Origin of the sequence: Segeticoccus rhizosphaerae (assembly GCF_005222685.1) — a bacterium.
GTDB classification, from domain to species: domain Bacteria; phylum Actinomycetota; class Actinomycetes; order Actinomycetales; family Dermatophilaceae; genus Segeticoccus; species Segeticoccus rhizosphaerae.
This window is the reverse complement of the sequence record NZ_SWMA01000044.1, coordinates 1-20,511: the sequence shown is the minus strand read 5'-3', so window position 1 is coordinate 20,511 and position 20,511 is coordinate 1. Positions and strand designations below refer to the sequence as shown.

Genomic DNA, 20,511 nt, shown 5'->3' with positions numbered 1-20,511 from the left:
CCCGTCAGGCGCCGTGCACCACGTTGCGCAGCGGACGCCCAGAGGCGAAGGCCTCGAGCTGTTCGCGCAGCAGTGCCGCCGCACGCGGTGGGAAGGCGGACGTCGCGCCCCCGATGTGCGGCGTGACGAGCACACCCGGGCTCCTCCAGAGCGGGTGGCCGTCGGGCAGCGGCTCGGGTTCGGTGACGTCGAGCGCCGCCATGACCCGGCCGCTCGCGGTGGCTTCCAGCAGCGCGTCCGTGTCGACCACCGGGCCGCGTGCGACGTTGACCACGAGGGCGCCGTCGGGCAGTGCAGCGAGGAACTCGCGGTCCACGAGGTGCCGGGTGGACGGGGTCAGGGGCACGATGAGCACGACCACGTCGTGGCGCGGCAGCAGGGCCGGCAGCTCGTCGATGCCGTGCACGTGCGGGACCAGGTCGTCGCCGGACCGGGCGCGGGTGGCCACGGCCGTCATACTCGCCTCGAACCCGTCCAGCCGCCGCGCGATGGCGTGGCCGATCGATCCGTAGCCGATGATCAGGACCTTGCGGTCGGCGAGCGAACGACGCGTGTGGTCGGGAGCCCACGTGGCCTGTTCCTGGGCGCGGACGAACTGCGGTATGCCGCGCAGCGACGCCAGCATGAGGGCCACCGCGAGCTCCGCGGTCGACGCGTCGTGGACGCCGGTCGCGTTCGCCAGCTGGACCCCCTCGGGCACCATCGGCAACACGTCCTCATAGCCCGCCGACATCAGCTGGACCGCCCGCAGGCGGGGCAGCTCCGACAACCTCGTGAGCACGCTGCGGTCGCCCATGTAGGGCGGGACCACGAGCTCCGCCTCGGCCAGCCGGCTGGGGTCGGAGACGATGTCCCACGCGATCGGCTCGATCCCGGCCACCGGCCCGACGTCCTCGATCCAGCCCTCGTCCGGAAGCGTCACCACAGTCATGGCCCTGACGGTAGCCCGGTGCGCCCCGGGGGCGGGCACCGAGTCCGGTCCTCGGCCGGGCCTGCCCCCTGCCGGGCCAGGTCGCTCCGTCTCGCTCCGGGATGGGCCCGGGATGGTCCGGGTCACAATGGGCCATGTCCTCCAGGATGTTGGCCCTGGCCGCCGCTGCCACCGTGTTCGCGCTGTCCGCGTGCTCGGGCGGGCAGCCGTCACCCTCGAACGGGACGCCCGGTGCCGGGCCGGCCCCGGGCGGTGTCGCGTCGGGGACGGCGGTCCCGGGCGGCACGGACGAGCACGACGCGGTGGTGGTGGCCGACGACCTCGAGGTGCCCTGGGGGCTGGACTTCCTGCCCTCCGGCGCGGCGCTGCTCACGCTGCGCGACTCCGGCAGGGTGCTGCGCCTCCATCCGGGATCCGCGGCGCAGACCCTGGGGACCGTGCCCGGCGTCGCCGCCGAGGGCGAGGGCGGGCTGCTGGGGATCGCCGTGTCTCCCCACTTCGCATCGGACCGGCGGGTGTTCGTCTACCTGACCACGCAGGCCGACAACCGGGTGCTGCGGATGACCCTGCGCGACGGACGCCTCTTGGCCGACGCGGTGATCCTGTCCGGCATACCGAAGTCCAGCATCCACAACGGCGGCCGGATCGCCTTCGGGCCGGACGGGTTCCTCTACGTCGGCACCGGCGACGGCGGGGACGGCTCCCACTCGCAGGACGTGCACTCGCTCGGAGGCAAGATCCTGCGCGTGGACCAGCGCGGGTCGGCACCCTCCGGCAACCCCTTCCCCGGCTCGCCGGTGTGGAGCCTCGGCCACCGCAACGTGCAGGGTCTGGCCTGGGACGCCGCCGGCGGGATGTATGCCAGCGAGTTCGGTCAGAACACCTGGGACGAGCTCAACCGGATCGAGCCGGGGCAGAACTACGGCTGGCCCGATGTCGAGGGCAGGAGCGATCGACAGGGGTTCGTCGACCCGCTCGTGCAGTGGCCGACCAGCGACGCATCCCCGAGCGGGATCACGGTCGGCGCCGACCACGCCGTCTACATGGCGGCGCTGCGTGGCGAGTCGCTGTGGCGCGTCCCCCTCGACGGCCAGGGCGGCACCGGCGAACCGGAGCGACTCCTGCAGGGCAGCTACGGCCGGTTGCGCACCGTGGTCAAGGCACCGGACGACCGCCTCTGGCTGGTCACCAGCAACACCTTCCGGGGCGAGCCGAGGCCCGGCGACGACCAGGTCCTGATCCTGCCGAAGGGCCTCCCGTCGGCCTCCTGAGGTCGCGGCTCGTGCTCGCTCCGGGGCCATGGAAAACCGGGTGAGTGGATGCGGACGCCGGGGATAATGTCCGGCCATGGCTTCCGAAGCGTTTGTCCCCGCGGACTTCGAGCCGCCCACATCCTTGGTCACCGACCGGTTCCGCCTCGAGCCGCTGGGGCCGCAGCACAACGCGCCCGACCATGCCGCGTGGATGTCGAGCATCGAACACATCCGGGCGACACCGGGCTACCAGGACGGCAGCTGGCCGCCGCCGGAGGGGATGTCGCTGGAGGACAACCACCGCGACCTGACCCGGCACGCTGCCGACTTCGCCGACCGCATCGGGTTCACCTTCACGGTCCTCGACCCTGCAGCCGACGTCGTCGGCTGCGTCTACCTGTATCCCACGTCGTCGGAGGACCACGACGTCACGATCCGGTCGTGGGTGCGGGCCGACCGGGCCGACCTCGACGTGCCGTTGGCCGACGCGGTCGCTGCCTGGCTGTCCACCGACTGGCCCTGGACGCGGCTGGATCGCTGCGGTCGCTGACAGCGGGGACCCCGCGCACGGACCCCGCCGGCGACCCGTCAGGCGCCGAGCTTGTCCAGGATCAGCCGGCGGACCTTGCCGGCGTCCGCTTGGCCGTTCATCGCCTTCATCACCTGGCCGATCAGCGCGCCGGCAGCCTGCACCTTGCCGCCACGGACCTTGTCCGCGATGTCGGGGTTGGCGGCGATCACCTCGTCCACGGCCGTCTCCAGCGCGTCGTCGTCCTCGACCAGCTGCAGGCCGCGTGCGTCGGCGATCTCGGTAGGTGTGCCCTCACCGGCCAGCAGCCCCTCCATGACCTGCCGCGCCATCGAGTCGTTGAGCCGGCCGGAGGTGACCAGGCCGTCGAGCTCGGCGACGTGCTGCGCCGTCACTCCGAAGTCGGCCAGGGGGCGCAGCTCGGCACTCGCTCGGCGAGCGATCTCGCCCATCCACCACTTGCGCGCTGCGGCGGGAGTGGCGCCGGCCGCGACCGACTCCTCGATCAGTTCGACCGCGCCGGCGTTGTAGACGTCGCGCATCTCCAGGTCGCTGTAGCCCCACTCGGACTGCAACCGGTGCCGACGCTGGGCCGGCGGCTCCGGCAGGGTGCCCCGTAGCCGTTCCACCAGCTCCGCGCTGGGGGCGACCGGCACCAGATCGGGCTCGGGGAAGTAGCGGTAGTCATCGGCGTCGGACTTGGGACGGCCCGAGGTCGTCACGCCGGTGTCCTCGTGCCAGTGCCGGGTCTCCTGCACGATCGAGCCACCCGCCGCGAGAACCGCGGCCTGCCGACCGATCTCGTAACGGATCGCACGCTCGACCGAGCGCAGCGAGTTGACGTTCTTGGTCTCGGTGCGGGTGCCGAGCGGCACGTCGGCCTGCTCCTGGCTCCCGGTCGCCCTCGGGCGCAGCGACAGGTTGGCGTCGCAGCGCATCGAGCCCTGCTCCATGCGGACGTCGCTGACCCCGAGCGCCTTCATCAGGTCGCGCAGCGCCGACACGTAGGCCTTGGCCACCTCGGGGGCGCGCCCGCCGGCGCCGGTGATCGGCTTGGTGACGATCTCGATCAGCGGGATCCCGGCCCGGTTGTAGTCGACCAGCGAGTGGTCGGCTCCCTGGATGCGACCGGTGGCTCCCCCGACGTGCAGGGACTTGCCGGTGTCCTCCTCCATGTGCGCCCGCTCGATGGCGACGCGGAACGTCTCGGGTCCGTCGTCGCCGTCGACCTCCACGTCGAGGTAGCCCTCGAAGTCGATCGGCTCGTCATACTGCGACGTCTGGAAGTTCTTGGGCATGTCCGGGTAGAAGTAGTTCTTCCGGGCGAACCGGCACCACGACGCGATCTCGCAGTTCAGCGCGAGACCGATCCGGATCGCCGACTCGACCGCAGTCGCGTTGACCACCGGCAGCGCGCCGGGCAGACCCAGGCAGACCGGGCAGACCTGGGTGTTGGGGTCGGCCCCGAATCCGGTGGCGCAACCGCAGAACATCTTCGTGGCGGTGTTGAGCTCGACGTGCACCTCGAGGCCGAAGACGGGGTCAAACCGCTCCAGTGCCTCGTCGAGGTCCATCACGGCATCGGTCGTCGTGGCGGTCATGCCCGTGCCTCCGTTGCGCTCGCAGCAGATCCATCCAGTTCCGGCGCTCGGTCCAGCAGCCTTCCGCCCCAACGCTGCTCGAGCGCGGCCTCCAGGGCCGCGCCCACGCCATACAGTCGTTCGTCCTTGGTCGCCGGGGCGAGCAGCTGGATGCCGGCCGGCAGCCCGTCCTCGTCGGCCAGACCGCTCGGCAGGGACATCCCGGGGATGCCCGCGAGGTTGGCCGGAATCGTGGCGATGTCGTTGAGGTACATGGCCATCGGGTCGTCGAGCTTCTCGCCGATCCGGAAGGCGGTGGTCGGCGCGGTCGGTGACACCAGCACATCGGCCTGCTCGAAGGCGGCGGCGAAGTCGCGCGCGATCAGGGTGCGCACCTTCTGCGCCTGGCCGTAGTAGGCGTCGTAGTAGCCGCTGGACAGGGCATAGGTGCCGAGGATGATCCGGCGCTTGACCTCGTCGCCGAAGCCGGCGTCACGGCTGGCCGCCATGACCTGCTCGGCGCTCGGGCTGCCGACGCCGTCCGGCCCGACCCGCAGACCGTAGCGCATGGCGTCGAAGCGGGCGAGGTTGGAGGACGCCTCGCTCGGCATGATCAGGTAGTAGGCGGCGAGGGCGTAGTCGAAGTGTGGGCAGGACACCTCGACGACCTCCGCCCCCGCGTCGACCAGCAGCTGCACCGACTCCTCGAACCTGGTCCGGACCCCAGGCTGGTAACCCTCCCCGCCGAGCTCCTTGACCACGCCGACCCGCAGGCCCCTGACGTCGGCGCGGCGTGCGGCTTCGACCACCGGCGGCACCGGCGCGTCGATCGAGGTCGAGTCCATCACGTCGTGCCCGGCGATGACGGCGTGCAGCAGTGCCGCGTCGAGCACGCTGCGCGAGCAGGGCCCGGCCTGGTCGAGGCTGCTCGCGAGCGCGACCAGGCCGTAGCGGGAGACGCCGCCGTAGGTGGGCTTGGTGCCGACCGTGCCGGTCACCGCGGCCGGCTGCCGGATCGAGCCACCGGTGTCGGTGCCGATCGCCAACGGCGCCTGGAAGGACGCGACCGCCGCGGAGGAGCCGCCCCCCGAGCCCCCCGGGATCCGCTCGAGGTCCCACGGGTTGTGCGTGGGGCCGAACGCGGAGTGCTCGGTGGAGGACCCCATCGCGAACTCGTCCATGTTGGTCTTGCCGAGGATGGGCAGCCCGGCGGCGCGCAGGCGCGCGACGACCGTCGCGTCATACGGCGGGATCCAGCCCTCCAGGGTCCGCGAGCCGCAGGTGGTGGGCACCCCCTTGGTGACCGCGATGTCCTTGACCGCGATGGGGACTCCGGCGAGCGGTGACAGCTCCTCCCCTGCCGCCCGGCGCCGGTCGACGTCGCGGGCCGCGGCCAGCGCCCCCTCGGTGTCGACGTGCAGGAACGCGTGGACGTCACCGTCGACCGCGGCGATCCGGTCGAGGTGGGCCTGGGTCGCCTCGACGGCGCTGACGTCCTTGCGGGACAGGGCCCCCGCAAGGTCGGCGGCACTGGAGCGGGTGAGGTCAGGGGTCACGATCAGCCTTTGCTGGGTTGCTCGGTATGGCGTGTGGGGCAGGCCGCGCCCGTCACTCCTCGTCGAGGATGCGGGGCACGAGGAAGCGCCGCTGCTGGGCGGCCGGGGCGCCGGCCAGTGCGTCCTCGACGGGCAGGCTGGGCCGGACCTCGTCGACGCGGGTCACGTTGGTGAGCGGCAGCGGGTGCGACATCGGTGGGACGTCGTCGGCAGCGACCTCGCCGACCTTGGCGACGGAACGGGCGATCTGCTCCAGCTGGCCGGAGAGGGTCTGCAGCTCGTCCTGCGACAGGTCGATGCGCGCGAGCATGGCGAGGTGGGCGACCTCGTCGCGGTTCAGGGCGGACATGCCACGCAGTCTAGTGCTCGGCACGGGACCTCCCCTGGCGCCCTCTGACCATTGCGTCGCAGCCGGGCCAGCCCGTCCCCTCGTCGCCCACGGGGGCTTTCCGGTCATCGCAAGAGGCATCGCCGCAGGGTCATTCCGGCGGACCCTGCTCGAGCAGTCGCTCGAAACCCGCTTCGTCGAGGATGGTCACGCCGAGCTGTTCGGCCTTGTCGGCCTTGGATCCCGCGTTCTCGCCGACGACGACGTAGTCGGTCTTCTTGGACACCGAACCGGACGCCTTGCCGCCGCGCGCCAGGATCGCCTCCTTGGCCGAGTCCCGGGAGAACCGCTCCAGCGAGCCGGTGACCACCACGGTCAACCCCTCCAGCGTCCTGGGCGTCGACTCGTCGACCTCGTCGGCCATCCGCACTCCGGCAGCCGCCCACTTGTCGACGATCGCCACGTGCCAGTCCACGGTGAACCAGTCGACCACCGAGTCGGCGATGATCCCGCCGACGCCGTCCACTCCCGCCAACTCGTCGCGGGAGGCGGCCCGGATCTTGTCCATCGACCCGAAGTGTCCCGCGAGTGCACGGGCGGCGGTCGGCCCGACGTGCCGGATGGAGAGGCCGACCAGCACCCGCCACAGCGGGCATCCCTTGGCCTCCTCGAGGTTGGCGACGAGCTTGGCGCCGTTGGCCGACAGCACCCGGCCGTCCACCACCGACTCGGCCGGGTCGGTCTTCTTCGCCGCGCGGGTGAACAGCGGCACCTTCGCGATGTCGGTGTCCCGCAACGCGAAGAGGTCACCCTCGTCGGTCACGACGCCCGCGTCCAGCATGGCCACGGCTCCCTCCCAGCCCAGGGCCTCGATGTCGAAGGCGCCCCGCCCTGCCAGCGACGAGAGCCGTTCGCGCAACTGCGAGGGGCAGGACCGCGAGTTGGGGCAGCGGATGTCCTTGTCACCCTCCTTCTCCGGTTTCAGTGGGGTGCCACAGGCCGGGCACTTCGTCGGCATGACGAACGCGCGCTCACTGCCGTCCCGCAGGGCCACCACCGGTCCCACGATCTCGGGGATGACGTCGCCGGCCTTGCGCAGCACGACCGTGTCTCCGATGAGCACCCCCTTGCGCTCCACCTCGTGGGCGTTGTGCAACGTCGCCTGCTCCACCGTCGAGCCGGCCACCTTGACCGGCTCCATCACGCCGTATGGCGTGACTCGCCCGGTGCGCCCCACGTTGACCCTGATGTCGAGCAGCTTGGTGTTGACCTCCTCGGGCGGGTACTTGAACGCGATCGCCCAACGCGGCGCGCGAGAGGTCGATCCCAGCCGACGCTGCACCGAGGCCTCGTCGATCTTGACCACGATGCCGTCGAGCTCGTGCTCGACGGAGTGCCGCTGCTCGCCGAAGTGCTCGATGTATCGCTGCACGTCGGCGAGGTCATCGACCACCTTCGCGTGCGAGGTGACGGGCAGTCCCCAGTCGCGCAGCACGGCATACGCCTCGCTCTGGGTGCGCACCTGGAAGCCGGTGTGCACCCCGATGCCGTGCACCAGCATCCGGAGCGGGCGGCTCGCCGTGACGCGGGGGTCCTTCTGCCGCAGGGAGCCCGCAGCGGCGTTGCGCGGGTTGGCGAACGGCGCCTTGCCGGCCTCGACCTGGTGGGCGTTGAGGTCACCGAACGCCTCGACCGGCAGGAACACCTCACCGCGGATCTCGACCTGCTCGGGGTGGCCGGTGCCCGACAGCCGGTGCGGGATGCCGTCGATGGTGCGCACGTTGTTGGTGACGTCCTCTCCGACGCGGCCGTCGCCGCGGGTCGCCGCACGCACGAGGCGACCGCGCTCGTAGAGCAGGCTGATGGCGAGGCCGTCGATCTTGAGCTCGCACAGGTAGTGGAAGGGCGTGCCGGCCTCCCGCCTCACCCGCTCGTCCCACGCCTGCAGCTCCTCGAGGCTGAAGACGTTGTCGAGACTGAGCATCCGCTCGACGTGCTCGACGGCCCCGAACTCGGTGGAGAACGCGAAGCCGACCTGCTGGGTGGGGCTCTCGGGGCTGCGCAGCTCGGGATACTGCTCCTCGAGGGCGACCAGCCGGCGCATCAGCTCGTCGTACGCGGCGTCGCTGATCGTGGGGGAATCGCGCACGTGGTAGGCGAACTGGGCAGCGGTCGCCTGCTCGGCCAGGTCGTCCCACTCGTGGCGCGCGTCGTCGGGGACTGGGGTGGGGAGATCCGTCACGGGCCCATCCTGCCGCACGCCGGGGACAGCCGGGCGGTGTGCGCCGCTGCTTCGACGTCCCGCGCTCCGGCGGCTACCCGGCCGCGGTCAGCGCTGCGTCATCCACCCGCCACGGAGGCCCGGCGGACCCGTGGGTGCCGCTGGGTCAGGGCGGCTGCCCCCACCACGATGGCGGCGCCGAGGTACTGCGGCCACGAGAGCCGTTCAGCCAGGAAGATGGCGCCGAGCGCGACCGAGACCACCGGGATGACGTAGGTGATCGTGGAGGCGACTGTCGGCCCGGCCGCCCGCACCACGTCGAACTGCAACGAGAAGGCGATGCCGGTGCCGACCAGACCCAGGGCGAGCACGGCAAGGATCGGCAGCAGCACCGAGCCGCCGGCCGTGCCTGGCTGCAGCGTCCAGGGCGCCGCGCCGCGGACGAGCGACCAGACCACGAGCACGAGCACCATCTCGACGGCCGCGGCGAGCAGCTGGGCGGCCGGCTGGGTCAGCCCGCCGAGGTCGGAGCCGGCGAGGTGGCGCCGGTTGTAGGTCCAGCCCAGTCCGTAGGACATGCCGGCGACCAGCGTCATGCCGAAGCCGATCAGGTCAGGACGACCTGCGACCTCCCACGGTTGTGCGATGACCAGCACTCCCACGAAGCCGACGACCACCCCGACCACCTTGCGCCTCGTGACGGACTCGGAGGGCAGGAGAAGCAGCGCGAACACCACGGTCGCCAGCGGGGTCGTCGCGTTGCCGATGCCTGCGAGCGCGGAGCTGACACGCTCCTCGCCGAGCGCGAAGAGCGTGAAGGGCAGTGCCGCCATGAAGACCCCGCCGACCATGAGGTGCCACCAGGTGCCCCGGCCGCGCGGGAGCCGCCCGCCGGCGAGGCGCAGCAGCGCCAGCAGGATCAGCGTCCCGCTGAAGATCCGCAGGCCCGCGATCTGCAATGGGGCCATGGCTCGCAGGCCGACCTTCATGAGCAGGAAGCTGGAGCCCCAGATCAGCACGAGCGCCAGGAACTTGGCCTGCCAGGGGAGCCTCGTCGGCGCGGCGCCGCGCAGCCTTCCAGTCCTCTGGGGCGCGGTGGCGGCGGTCACTCCCTGATCAACCGTGCGCGCGTTCGGACAATTCCGCCGCCGCCTGGAGGACCGTGCGGTGGGCGGACGTGGCCTCGTCGACCCCGGCGGCCCCGGCCAGGCCGCAGGCGGGTGTCACGACCAGCCGGTCGAGGTCCTCGACCCGCAGGCCGACCCGGGTCCATGACGTCACCAGCTCCTCGGTCACCTCACTGGCCCGCCCGTATGCCGGGTCGGCACCAGTGCTCGGCACCGCCCCCGCCCACAGCTCGACTCCCGACTCGACGGTGGCGGCCACCGACTCCCAGCCCTTCGGCCCCAGCAGGGAGGTGTCCACGGCAACCGCCGCGGCCCCGGTCGCCCGCAGCAGCGGCAGGGGCGCGTCCCGGGCGCAGCAGTGCACGACGGTGGTCCGCCCGCCGGCGCCCTCGAGCACCGTGTGGAGCCCTTGCCTCGCCTCCTGAGGGTCGACGGGGCGCAGCCGCCCGAAGCCCGAGGCCGTGGCGAGCCGACCGGCCAGTGCTGCCGGGAGGCCCGGCTCGTCGACCTGGATCACCAACGTCGCTCCCGGCACGAGTCGCTGGACCGTCTCGACGTGCTGCCGTAACCCCTCGGCCAGCGACTCCACCAGGTCGCGGGTCGCACCGGGGTCGGCGACCGAGCGTTCGCCGCGGCTGACCGCGACCGCCGACGCGAGCGTCCACGGGCCGGTGACCTGGAGCTTGAGGTCGCCCTCGTAGCCGTCGTAGACCTCGGCCAGCTGGTCGAGGTCCTCGCGCAGGAAGGCCTCGGCCCGGCGCTGGTCGCGTCCCGGCCGGTCGACGAAGCGCCAGCCCGACGGCTGCAGGTCGACCGGCAGGTCGACCAGGAGGGCGGCGGTACGTCCGATCATGTCGGCGCCCGGGCCGCGGGCGGGAAGCTCTGGGAGGTAAGGGATCCCGTCGTCGGCGAGCAGGTCACGCACGGCGCGACACGTCACACCGACGTCCTCGCCCGGCCAGGACCCGATCCCGCTCGCTCTGCTCACCCCGCGACCCTAGTGTGCTCGCTCCGGGCCGCTTTGCTCAGCCCGGACCGCTCCGGGCCGTCCGAAAGCGGCTTGAGCCGAGCAAAGCCGCGCGGAGGGAGCACGGGTCAGTGGGCCGTGGCGGGGGCGGCGGCGGTGGAGGCAGCGGTGGCGGTCGCGCTGATGGTGGCGGACCCGACGACGCGGGTGCCGTCATACAGCACCACCGACTGTCCGGGTGCCACGCCGCGGACCCGGCGCTCGAGCCGCACCTCGACCTGGCCGCCGTCCGCCCAGGCTGTCGCAGGGATCTCCTCCCCGTGCGCGCGCACCTGTGCCCCGACCGACACGACGCCGTCGGGTGCCGGCCCGCACCAGCGCGCGTGGTCGCCGGTGATCGCGTCGACGCCGAGCAGCTCGGCGGTGCCGACGACGACCGTGTTGCTGCGCGGCTGCACCTCGACGACATAGCGCGGGGCGCCGTCGGCAGCCGGCCGCTGCAGGTGCAGGCCCCGCCGCTGGCCCACGGTGAAGGCGTAGGCGCCCCGGTGCTCCCCCACGACCGTCCCGTCCGTGTCCACGATCTGTCCCGGCTCCTCACCGAGCCGTTGCACGAGCCAGCCACGGGTGTCGCCGTCGGCGATGAAGCAGATGTCGTGGCTGTCGGGCTTGGAGGCGACGTAGAAGCCGCGCTCCTTCGCCTCGGCCCGGATCTGCGGCTTGGTGGTGTCGCCGAGCGGGAAGAACGACTGGGCGAGCTGGTCGGCGTCGAGCACGCCCAGGACGTAGGACTGGTCCTTGGCCATGTCGACCGCCCGGTGCAGCTCGCGTGAGCCGTCCGGTGCCTCGACGATCTGCGCGTAGTGGCCCGTGGCGACGGCATCGAATCCGAGTGCGACCGCCTTGTCCAGCAGGGCTGCGAACTTGATCTTCTCGTTGCAGCGCAGACACGGGTTGGGGGTGCGCCCCGCGGCGTACTCGGCCACGAAGTCCTCGATGACGTCGTCCTTGAACCGCTCTGCCATGTCCCAGACGTAGAACGGTATGCCGAGCACGTCCGCCACGCGCCGCGCGTCACCCGCGTCCTCGATGGTGCAGCAGCCCCGTGCTCCCTCCCGCAGCGTCTTGGCCGACTGGCTCAGGGCCAGGTGCACGCCGACGACGTCGTGTCCGGCGTCGAGCATCCGACCCGCCGCGACGGCGGAGTCCACTCCCCCGCTCATGGCGGCGACCACACGCATCAGCCGGCCCTCCTCGCCGTCGCGGCCCGCGCCCGGCGGGCCCGCTCGATCGCTGCCGGCAGCGCGGCCACGGCTGCGTCCACGTCGGTGCGGGTCGAGGTGTGGCCCAGGGTGAGCCGCAGCGCGCCACGGGCGTCTCGTTCGGGGACGCCCATGGCGAGCAGGACGTGGCTCGGCTGCGGCACCCCGGCCTGGCACGCCGATCCGGTCGAGCACTCGATGCCGGCCGCGTCGAGCAGGTAGAGCAGCGAGTCGCCGTCGCAGTCGGGCACGAGCAGGTGGGCGTTGCCCGGCAGGCGACGAGTGCCGTCGCCGGGCTCGTAGTCGCCGCTCACCGACATCCCGACCCCGCACGCCAGGGCACCGGACACCAGCGCGTCGCGCAGCGCCACCAGCCGGGCGGCCTCCTGCTCCAGGTGGCCGACCGTGTGCTCGACAGCAACCGCCAGGCCGCGGATGGCGGCGACGTCCAGCGTGCCGCTGCGGACCTGGCGCTCCTGGCCGCCGCCGTGGCTGAGTGGCACGAGCCGGGCGTCGCGACGCGCGACGAGCGCGCCGACCCCGATGGGGCCACCGACCTTGTGGCCGGTGATGGACATCAGGTCGGCGCCGCTCTCAGCGAAGTCGACCGGCACCTGGCCAACGGCCTGCACGGCATCGGTGTGCATGGGGACGCCGAACTCGTGTGCAATGGCAGCGATCTGGCGGATCGGTTGCACCGTGCCCACTTCGTTGTTGGCCCACATCACACTGACCAGCGAGACCGACTCCGGATCGCTCTCGATGGCCGCACGCACGGTCTCGGGATGGACCCTCCCGACCTCGTCGACCTCGAGCCAGGTCACCTTCGCGCCCTCGTGTGCCACGAGGAAGTCGACGCAGTCCAGCACGGCGTGGTGCTCGATTGCGCTGACCAGCAGCCGGGCCCGGCGCGGGTCGGCGTCCCGGCGGGCCCAGTAGGTGCCCTTGACGGCGAGGTTGTCGGACTCGGTGCCGCCGGAGGTGAACAGCACCTCCGAGGGCCGCGCGCCGAGGGCTCCGGCGATGGTCTCGCGGGACTCCTCGACCACCCGCCGCGCCGCTCGGCCTGCCGCGTGCAGCGACGACGCGTTGCCGACGACACGCATCTGCGCCGTCATCGCCTCGATGGCAGCGGGGAGCATCGGCGTGGTCGCCGCATGGTCCAGGTAGGTCCGGGTGGTCTCAGGCACGCGCTCGATTCTACGTCGCGCCGCATCCACCCCACCCGTGAGGAATCTTCGCGAGGTTGCGTGCCCCCTGGGGGGGCCGAAACCTCGCAATGATTCCTCACGTGGGTGGGGTGGGTCGGGAATGCCCACTCTCCATACATCGCCTGGAACTCGTCCTCGCTGATCTCCTCCACGAGCGAGATGCGAGGACGAGCACGCACGAGGGCCCGGTCCGCGATCGCTCGCGGGCCGGGCCCTGTCGTATGCCGTGTGGTCGGGTGCCGCTCAGCCCTTGGCGGCCTTGACGGCGTCGGTGGCCTGCGGCAGGACCTTGAACAGGTCGCCGACCACGCCGAAGTCGACCAACTCGAAGATCGGGGCCTCCTCGTCCTTGTTGACGGCCACGATCATCTTGGAGGTCTGCATGCCGGCGCGGTGCTGGATCGCGCCGGAGATCCCGGCCGCAACGTAGAGCTGCGGCGAGACCTGCTTGCCGGTCTGGCCGACCTGGTTGGCGTGGGGGTACCAACCGGCGTCGACTGCGGCGCGCGAAGCACCCACCGCGGCACCGAGCGAGTCGGCGAACGCCTCGACCGGGCCGAAGTCACCCGCGGTCCCGCGACCGCCGGAGACGACGATGGCGGCCTCGGTCAGCTCCGGGCGGCCGCTGGCCTCCTTGGGCTTCCGGTCGGTGATGCGGGCCGTCTTGGCGGAGTCGGAGATGTCCACCTCGACCGTCTCCTCCGCCGCCGCACCCGAAACCTGTTCCGGCGTGGCCGAGTTGGGCTTGACAGCGACGATCGGCGTGCCCTTGGTGACGGTGGACGTCACGGTGTAGGAGCCGGCGAAGACCGACTGCACGGTGCGCACGCCTCCGTCGGCCGGCTGCACGTCGACCGCGTCGGTGATCAGGCCCGACTCGGTCTTGATGGCCAGGCGGGCCGCGACCTCACGCCCGTCGGCCGACGCCGCGACGAGCACCGCGGCCGGGGACGTGGACGCGACGAGCTGGGCAAGCGCCTCCGCCGTCGGAGCCACGAGGTAGTCGGTGACATCGGCGGACTCGATGCGGTAGACCTTCTCCGCGCCGTACTGCGCCAGCACCCCCTTGGCACTGTCGTATCCGGCCCCGACGAAGACGGCGGACGGCTCGCCCAGGCGGCGGGCGATGGTGAGCAGCTCGGCGGTCGTCTTACGGACCTCACCGTCGGCGTGGTCGACCAGAACGAGAACTTCAGCCATGGTCAATCTCCTTGTCTTGGTCGGTCAGATGAACTTCTGCGCGGACAGGAACTGCGCCAGCTTGGTGCCACCGTCGCCCTCGTCGGTGACGATCTGGCCCTTCTGCCGCGGCGGCCGCTTCTCGAACGACTCCACCGTCGTCCACGCCGCGTCCAGCCCGACCGATCCGGCGTCGACGCCCAGGTCGGCAAGGCTCCACGTCTCGACCGGCTTCTTCTTGGCCGCCATGATCCCCTTGAACGAGGGGTAGCGCGGCTCGTTGATCTGGTCGGTGACCGACACCACGGCCGGCAGCGACGCCTCGATCGTCTCGGAGGCCACGTCGCCGTCGCGGCGGATCGTGGCCTTGCCGCCCTCGACGGTCAGCTCGGAGGCCACGGTGACCTGCGGGAGGCCCAGGCGCTCGGCCAGCATGGCCGGGACCACGCTCATGGTCCCGTCAGTCGACGCGAGCCCGGTCAGGACCAAGTCGACGTCGCCGATCTTCTTGATCGCCTCGGCCAGGATGAGCGAGGTCGCGACCGCGTCGGATCCGTGGATCGCCGCGTCGTTGACGTGGACGCCCCTGTGCGCGCCCATCTGCAGGGACTTCTTGATCGCGTCGGCGGCCTGGTCCGGCCCCACGGTGAGCACCGTCACCTCGCCCTGGGCGGCGTCGACCAGCTGCAGAGCCGCCTCCACCGGGTACTCGTCCAGCTCCGACAGGAGCCCGTCGACACCCTCACGGTCGGTGGTGTTGTCCTCGTTGAACGTGCGCTCCGACTGGGCGTCGGGCACGTGTTTGACACAGACGACGATGTTCATGTGCCGCTCGTCCTCTTCCATGGTTCGGATGATGCTGCTCGGATGATCGGGTCAGTCCTTCTGCTGCGCCGACAGCGACGGCATACCCCCATGGTGCCGGGGCAGCGTCGGGACCGGACACGGCAGACGTTACCTGCGGCAGGTGCCCGACGCGACGCCGATCCGGCGTGAGCAAGCGCACATCGCGCGCGACCGATCTGCCCCGGGCGCAGCCACCGGCCCGCTTCCTCTGGTACACAGACGAGGTGACTGACTTGATTCTCGGCCCCGTGCTGCGGCACGTGGGTGAACGCGACGCGACCGTCTGGGTCGAGACGAGCGGACCGACCACGGTCGAGGTGCTCGGCCACCGCGAGCCGACCTGGACCGTGTCCGGCCACCACTACGCCCTGGTCCACGTGACCGACCTGCCGCCCGCCTCGACGACGACGTATGACGTGCGCCTGGACGACACGCTCGTGTGGCCGCTCCCGGACGACCGCCGTCCGGCGCCCACGATCAGGACGCTCGACCCCGACCGCGCGCTCCGGCTGATCTTCGGGTCCTGCCGCTTCGCGACACCGACGGCTCTGGGCCCCGCCTCCCCGGAGCCGGACGCGCTCGACGCCTACGCGCGCCGGATGATGGCCCAGCCGACGACGGAGTGGCCCGACGCGCTTTTGTTGCTCGGTGACCAGGTCTATGCGGACGAGACCTCCCCCGCGGTCGCGGAGCGCATCCGGGAGCACCGCGACGTCGACGAGCCGCCCGGCCAGGAGGTCCGGGACTTCGAGGAGTACACGTGGCTCTACCACGAGTCGTGGTCCGACCCCGAGGTGCGGTGGATCCTGTCGACGGTGCCCAGCTCGATGATCTTCGACGACCACGACGTCCGCGACGACTGGAACACGTCCGCCGCGTGGAGGCGGGACATGCAGGCGACCTCGTGGTGGCAGGAGAGGATCATCGGTGGACTCGGCTCCTACTGGGTCTACCAGCACCTGGGCAACCTCTCGCCCCGCGACCTCGAGACCGACGAGCTCTACCAGCGCGTCCGTCAACACGACGGCGACGCCAAGGACCTGGTCCGGGCCTTCGCCGTGGCCGCCGACGCGGAGGCCGACGGGGGCAAGGGAGCCAGGTGGTCCTACCGTCGAGACCTCGGCCGGACCCGCCTGCTGGTCATCGACTCCCGCTGCGGTCGCATCCTCGAGCAGTCACCACGCTCGATGATCTCCGAGGCGGAGTTCGGCTGGATCAGCGAACAGGTGTCGGGCGACTACGACCACCTCCTGGTGGGGACGTCGCTGCCGTGGCTGCTGCCCCGCGCCCTGCACGACCTGGAGTCGTGGAACGAGCGGCTGGCCAGTGGGGTCCGCGGTCGGCTCGTCGCCCGCTGGGCCGAGTGGCTGCGCCGGCGGGCCGACCTCGAGCACTGGGCGGCGTTCCGGGCCTCGTTCGACGCCCTCGCCGACCTGCTGGCCTCGGTCGGCCGCGGAGAGCGGGCGGGCACCAGTGGCACAGCTCCCGCGACCATCTGCGTGCTCTCGGGGGACGTCCACCACGCCTACGTCGCGAAGGCCGAGCTGGGTGGGACGGTGCAGTCGAAGATCTACCAGCTGACCTGCTCCCCGCTGCACAACCACGTGCCGCCGGCGATGCAGTTCGTCTTCCGCGTCACCTGGAACCGGGCCACCGAGCGGGCGGTCCGCGCGATCCTCGACGCCCTCGCCAAGGTCCCGCCGATCGGCCTCGAGTGGGAGCCGCTCAAGGGGCCCTACTTCGGCAACCAGATCGGCACCCTGCAGCTGCGTGGTCGCCACGCCGAGGTCTCCCTCGAGCAGGCCGGGATCGAGGACGACGTGCCCAGCCTCACCGGGAAGCAGGCCCAGCTGACGCTCTCCTGAACAGGCGTCAGCCGGGCCGTGGTCAGCGACCCTCGAAGGTCGCCTTGCCCGGACCCTGCTCCACGAAGGACGTCATGCCGATCTCCCGGTCCCTGGTCGCGAACAGACCGGTGAACGCGGCGCGCTCGATCGTCAGGCCCGTCTCGAGGTCGACCTCCAGTCCGCGGTCGACCGCCTCCTTGGCCGCCCGCAGCGCGTAGGCCGGGCCGCCGACGTAGCGCTCGACGCGGCGGCGCGCAGCGGCATACACCTCGTCGTCGGCACAGACCTCGTCGACCAGGCCGATCGCGAGCGCCTCGTCGGCCGGCACGAACCGGCCGCTGAAGATGATGTCCTTGGCCCGGGCCGGCCCGACCAGCCGCGGCAGTCGCTGCGTGCCACCGGCGCCGGGGATGATGCCGAGCAGGATCTCCGGCTGTCCGAGCTTGGCGCTCTCGCCGGCGACCCGGAAGTCGCACGCCATCGCGAGCTCGCAGCCGCCGCCGAGCGCGTAGCCGGTGATCGCGGCGACGGTCGGCTTCGGGATGCGGGCCACCGCCGTGAAGGAGGCCTGCAGCGTGCCGGCCCGGTCCACCATGTCGGTGTAGGAGAGCTTCTGCATCTCCTTGATGTCCGCCCCTGCGGCGAACACCTTCTCGCCCCCGTAGACCACGACCGCGGCCACGTCACGGCGCGAGGTCGCCTCCGCGGACGCCGCGCGGATCCCCTCCTGGAGGTCGCTGTCGAGCGGGTTCATCGGCGGCTTGGACAGGCGGATGGTGCCGATCCCGTCCGCCACCTCGAACCGGACGAACTCACTCACGCGGGGGCGCCCGGTTCGCCCGGCGCGCCGGGGCCGCCGGGCTCGCCGCCACCGGGCGGGGTGATGGTGCCGTCACCGAGGATCGCCTGGTGCCACATCTGCACGGCCGACAGGATCAGCTGGCTGGTGACCTCCAGCATCGCCTTGATGTCGGTCTCGGGGCGCACGACGTGCTCGCCGGTCATGACCAGGGTGCCGGAGGCGATGCCCGCCTTGATGATGTTGAGCCCGAGCGTCAGGTCGTTGCAGGTCTGCAGCTGGGTCAGCAGGTCCTGGGGGACGTCCTCGCCGATCTGCCACTGGCCGAACACGCGCATGATGTCGAAGTCGCCCTCCATGCACCGCACGAAGAGCTGCTGGCCCTGCACCTTGTACGAGACGTCGCCGTCCTCGTCGATGTCGGGGCGGAAACCCTCGTCCTGCAGCGCGTCGAGGACACGGCCGCGCAGGGGACGCTCGTCGCTGGGCGGGGGGAAGTTGGGCAGGGAGCTCGGATCAGTCATGGGCTAACGGTAACCACTGCCTAGGCTGACCACCATGCAGGCCCCACGGAGCAGCGGCGACGAGCGGCAAGGATGGAGCGGAGCGACCCAGCCGCCGCGGAACGCGGCCAGACGGATACCACGATCTCCCGACCTGCCCCCGGTGCTCGGGGCGACGATCACGCCCGAGGGCACCGACTTCGCCGTGCACGCCGGTCACGCGGATGCGGTCGAGCTGTGCCTCTTCGGAGACCGGGAGGACACGAGAGGCGAGAGCGGCCTCGAGCGCAGGATCCCGCTGGTGGAGCAGGCGCACGGCACGTGGTTCGGCAGCGTGCCTGACGTGGGTGCTGGACAGCGCTACGGCTACCGCGTGCACGGCCCCTGGCTTCCCGACGAGGGTCAGCGACACAACCCCGACAAGCTGCTGCTCGACCCCTACGCCCGGGCGGTGGACGGCGAGGTCACGTGGCGGCCGGAGGTCTTCGGCCACGTCGTGGACGAGGCCTTCCGGGGCAGCGGTGAGCAGCGCGACCCACGCGACAGCGCGCCATACGTGCCTCGCGGTGTGGTGCTCGGCGACGGCTTCGACTGGGGTGAGGACAACTCACCCTTCGTCCCCTGGGACCGCACGGTCGTCTACGAGGCGCACGTGCGCAACGTGACGGCACGACACCCCGGCGTGCCTGAGCACCTGCGCGGCACCTTTGCCGGTATGGCGCACCCCGCCGTGCTGGAGCACCTCACCTCCCTGGGGGTCACCGCCGTCGAACTGCTCCCCGTGCAGGCGTTCACCCACGAGCCGGCCCTGGTGCGGCAGGGCCTGACCAACCACTGGGGGTACAACACCCTCGGGTTCTTCGCGCCGCACGCCGCCTACGCCGCCGCCGACGACCCGCAGGGGGTGCTCGACGAGTTCAAGGGCATGGTCAAGCTGTTGCACGCCGCCGGGCTCGAGGTGCTGCTCGACGTCGTCTACAACCACACCGCGGAGCAGGGCGGGCACGAGGGAGCCACCCTCTCGTGGCGGGGATTCGACAACCGCGGTTACTACCGGCTCGACGGCCGGGGGCAGGACGTCGACGTGACCGGCTGCGGCAACACGCTGGACCTGCGCAACATCGAGACCTGTCGGATGGTGCTCGACTCGCTGCGCTACTGGGTGCGCGAGATGCGGGTCGACGGGTTCCGGTTCGACCTGGCACCGGCCCTGGCCCGTGGCATGGACGACGCGTTCGACCCCGACCACCCCTTCCTGGTGGCGCTGCGCACCGATCCCCTGCTGTCCCGCGTCAAGCTGGTCGCCGAGCCGTGGGACGTGGGCCCGCACGGCTGGCACACGGGAGAGTTCCCACCGCCGTTCGCCGAGTGGAACGACCGGTTCCGCGACGGGGTGCGCACCTTCTGGCTCCCCGACGTGGCGCGGGACGCCGCGGGCCAGCCCGGCCACGGGGTGAGGGAGCTCGCGACGCGGCTGGCCGGGTCCAACGACCTCTTCGGCCCGGAGGACCGCGGTCCCCTCTCGTCGGTCAACTTCGTCACGGCCCACGACGGCTTCACGCTGGCCGACACCACGGCCTACGAGCACAAGCACAACGAGGCCAACGCGCAGGACGGCCGCGACGGCAGCGACACCAACCACACCTGGAACCACGGCACCGAGGGCCCCACGGACGACCCCCCGACGACAACGGCACGCAGGCGGTCCCTCCGCAACCTGCTGGCCACCCTGCTGTTCTCCACCGGCGTGCCGATGATCAGCTCCGGCGCCGAGCTCGGCCGCACGCAGCGGGGCAACAACAACGCCTACTGCCAGGACAACGAGATCTCTTGGCTCGACTGGGAGCTCGCCGACTGGCAGCAGGACCTGCTCGCCACCAGCCGCTTCCTGGTCGGCCTGCGCCGCGACCACCCGATCTTCCGGCAGCGCGCGTTCTTCGACGGCCGGTCGGTGCGGCCCGACGGGACGGCCTTCGACCACTGGTATGCCGCCGACGGCGCGCCGATGCACGACGGGATCTGGAACGACCCGCGGTGCCGCACCCTCCTGCTGTTCCTCGACGGCTCGTTGCTGGAGGCCGACTCGGCCCTGGTCGTCTTCCACGGCGGACACGGCGACACGGAGGTCCACCTGCCCAGCATCACCGACGTGACGTCATACGAGCTGTGGTGGGACAGCGCGCAGGAGCGCCCCGCGGCGACCTTGGTGAACGCCGCGCCGGTCGGGCCCTGCCAGGCGGTCACCGTCACCGGTGCCAGCATTCGGGTCTACCGCGCGGTGACCCACCCCTGTCGCTAGTGGTCCGTCTCGCTATTGGCTAACCACTTCGTCGAGCCGGGTCCGTGCGCGGCGTACCTTGGCCAGGATTGAC

General features: G+C 71.6%; 17 protein-coding genes. 4 read left to right on the top strand and 13 right to left on the bottom strand.

Features of this window, described 5'->3' with window-relative positions; all coding sequences use genetic code 11:
• Positions 1-4: 4 nt before the first annotated feature.
• Positions 5-931 carry a 2-hydroxyacid dehydrogenase gene (locus FCN22_RS19210; protein ID WP_137123179.1) on the bottom strand — a complete coding sequence of 309 codons (927 nt, stop codon included), beginning with the start codon at positions 929-931 and terminating at the stop codon, positions 5-7.
• A 134-nt stretch (positions 932-1,065) separates the two neighbouring features.
• On the opposite strand from FCN22_RS19210, the gene FCN22_RS19205 reads away from it, so the two are divergent.
• Together FCN22_RS19205 and FCN22_RS19200 are read left to right on the top strand one after the other, a co-directional pair.
• Entirely contained in the window at positions 1,066-2,202 is a 1,137-nt protein-coding gene (locus tag FCN22_RS19205) for a PQQ-dependent sugar dehydrogenase (RefSeq protein ID WP_137123178.1), read from the top strand.
• A 76-nt stretch (positions 2,203-2,278) separates the two neighbouring features.
• On the top strand, positions 2,279-2,734 hold the full coding sequence (locus tag FCN22_RS19200) for a GNAT family N-acetyltransferase (protein ID WP_137123177.1): 456 nt from the start codon (positions 2,279-2,281) through the stop codon (positions 2,732-2,734).
• Positions 2,735-2,772: 38 nt separating this feature from the next.
• On the opposite strand, the gene gatB is transcribed toward FCN22_RS19200, so the two are convergent.
• The 10 genes from gatB to FCN22_RS19150 form a co-directional block, all read right to left on the bottom strand.
• Entirely contained in the window at positions 2,773-4,314 is a 1,542-nt protein-coding gene (gene gatB / locus FCN22_RS19195) for an Asp-tRNA(Asn)/Glu-tRNA(Gln) amidotransferase subunit GatB (RefSeq protein ID WP_137123176.1), read from the bottom strand.
• Complete coding sequence (gene gatA, locus FCN22_RS19190; protein WP_137123175.1) at positions 4,311-5,849, bottom strand: Asp-tRNA(Asn)/Glu-tRNA(Gln) amidotransferase subunit GatA; 1,539 nt, start codon at positions 5,847-5,849, stop codon at positions 4,311-4,313. The genes gatB and gatA overlap by 4 nt, the downstream gene beginning before the upstream one ends.
• A gap of 52 nt (positions 5,850-5,901) precedes the next feature.
• The gene (gene gatC / locus FCN22_RS19185; protein WP_137123174.1) at positions 5,902-6,198 is read right to left on the bottom strand and encodes an Asp-tRNA(Asn)/Glu-tRNA(Gln) amidotransferase subunit GatC; all 297 of its coding nucleotides are present in this window, start codon (positions 6,196-6,198) and stop codon (positions 5,902-5,904) included.
• 130 nt (positions 6,199-6,328) lie between these two features.
• Entirely contained in the window at positions 6,329-8,419 is a 2,091-nt protein-coding gene (ligA, locus tag FCN22_RS19180; protein ID WP_238384853.1) for an NAD-dependent DNA ligase LigA, read from the bottom strand.
• 98 nt (positions 8,420-8,517) lie between these two features.
• Entirely contained in the window at positions 8,518-9,507 is a 990-nt protein-coding gene (locus tag FCN22_RS19175) for a DMT family transporter (RefSeq protein ID WP_238384852.1), read from the bottom strand.
• Between the two features lie 7 nt (positions 9,508-9,514).
• Positions 9,515-10,513 carry a uroporphyrinogen decarboxylase/cobalamine-independent methonine synthase family protein gene (locus tag FCN22_RS19170; RefSeq protein ID WP_137123172.1) on the bottom strand — a complete coding sequence of 333 codons (999 nt, stop codon included), beginning with the start codon at positions 10,511-10,513 and terminating at the stop codon, positions 9,515-9,517.
• A 107-nt stretch (positions 10,514-10,620) separates the two neighbouring features.
• The gene (mnmA, locus tag FCN22_RS19165) at positions 10,621-11,733 is read right to left on the bottom strand and encodes a tRNA 2-thiouridine(34) synthase MnmA (protein ID WP_137123171.1); all 1,113 of its coding nucleotides are present in this window, start codon (positions 11,731-11,733) and stop codon (positions 10,621-10,623) included.
• Positions 11,733-12,896, bottom strand: coding sequence for a cysteine desulfurase family protein (locus FCN22_RS19160; protein WP_137123189.1), 1,164 nt, complete (start codon positions 12,894-12,896; stop codon positions 11,733-11,735). The genes mnmA and FCN22_RS19160 overlap by 1 nt, the downstream gene beginning before the upstream one ends.
• Positions 12,897-13,208: 312 nt before the next feature.
• Positions 13,209-14,165, bottom strand: a complete 957-nt coding sequence (locus tag FCN22_RS19155) for an electron transfer flavoprotein subunit alpha/FixB family protein (protein ID WP_137123170.1) — start codon at positions 14,163-14,165, stop codon at positions 13,209-13,211.
• A gap of 24 nt (positions 14,166-14,189) precedes the next feature.
• Positions 14,190-14,969, bottom strand: a complete 780-nt coding sequence (locus tag FCN22_RS19150) for an electron transfer flavoprotein subunit beta/FixA family protein (protein ID WP_137123188.1) — start codon at positions 14,967-14,969, stop codon at positions 14,190-14,192.
• A 245-nt stretch (positions 14,970-15,214) separates the two neighbouring features.
• Between FCN22_RS19150 and FCN22_RS19145 the strand changes: the two genes are divergently transcribed.
• Positions 15,215-16,855 (top strand): alkaline phosphatase D family protein, encoded by a 1,641-nt coding sequence (locus FCN22_RS19145; protein WP_137123169.1) that lies wholly within the window; start codon positions 15,215-15,217, stop codon positions 16,853-16,855.
• A 22-nt stretch (positions 16,856-16,877) separates the two neighbouring features.
• Here the strand turns inward: FCN22_RS19145 and FCN22_RS19140 are convergent, their stop codons facing one another.
• Both FCN22_RS19140 and FCN22_RS19135 read right to left on the bottom strand, forming a co-directional pair.
• The gene (locus FCN22_RS19140) at positions 16,878-17,657 is read right to left on the bottom strand and encodes an enoyl-CoA hydratase/isomerase family protein (RefSeq protein WP_137123168.1); all 780 of its coding nucleotides are present in this window, start codon (positions 17,655-17,657) and stop codon (positions 16,878-16,880) included.
• Positions 17,654-18,160 carry a hypothetical protein gene (locus FCN22_RS19135; protein ID WP_202911697.1) on the bottom strand — a complete coding sequence of 169 codons (507 nt, stop codon included), beginning with the start codon at positions 18,158-18,160 and terminating at the stop codon, positions 17,654-17,656. Before FCN22_RS19135 ends, FCN22_RS19140 begins: the two co-directional genes overlap by 4 nt.
• Positions 18,161-18,194: 34 nt before the next feature.
• Here FCN22_RS19135 and glgX point away from each other — a divergent pair, with 34 nt between their 5' ends.
• Positions 18,195-20,438 carry a glycogen debranching protein GlgX gene (gene glgX / locus FCN22_RS19130; protein ID WP_137123167.1) on the top strand — a complete coding sequence of 748 codons (2,244 nt, stop codon included), beginning with the start codon at positions 18,195-18,197 and terminating at the stop codon, positions 20,436-20,438.
• Positions 20,439-20,511 lie beyond the last annotated feature (73 nt).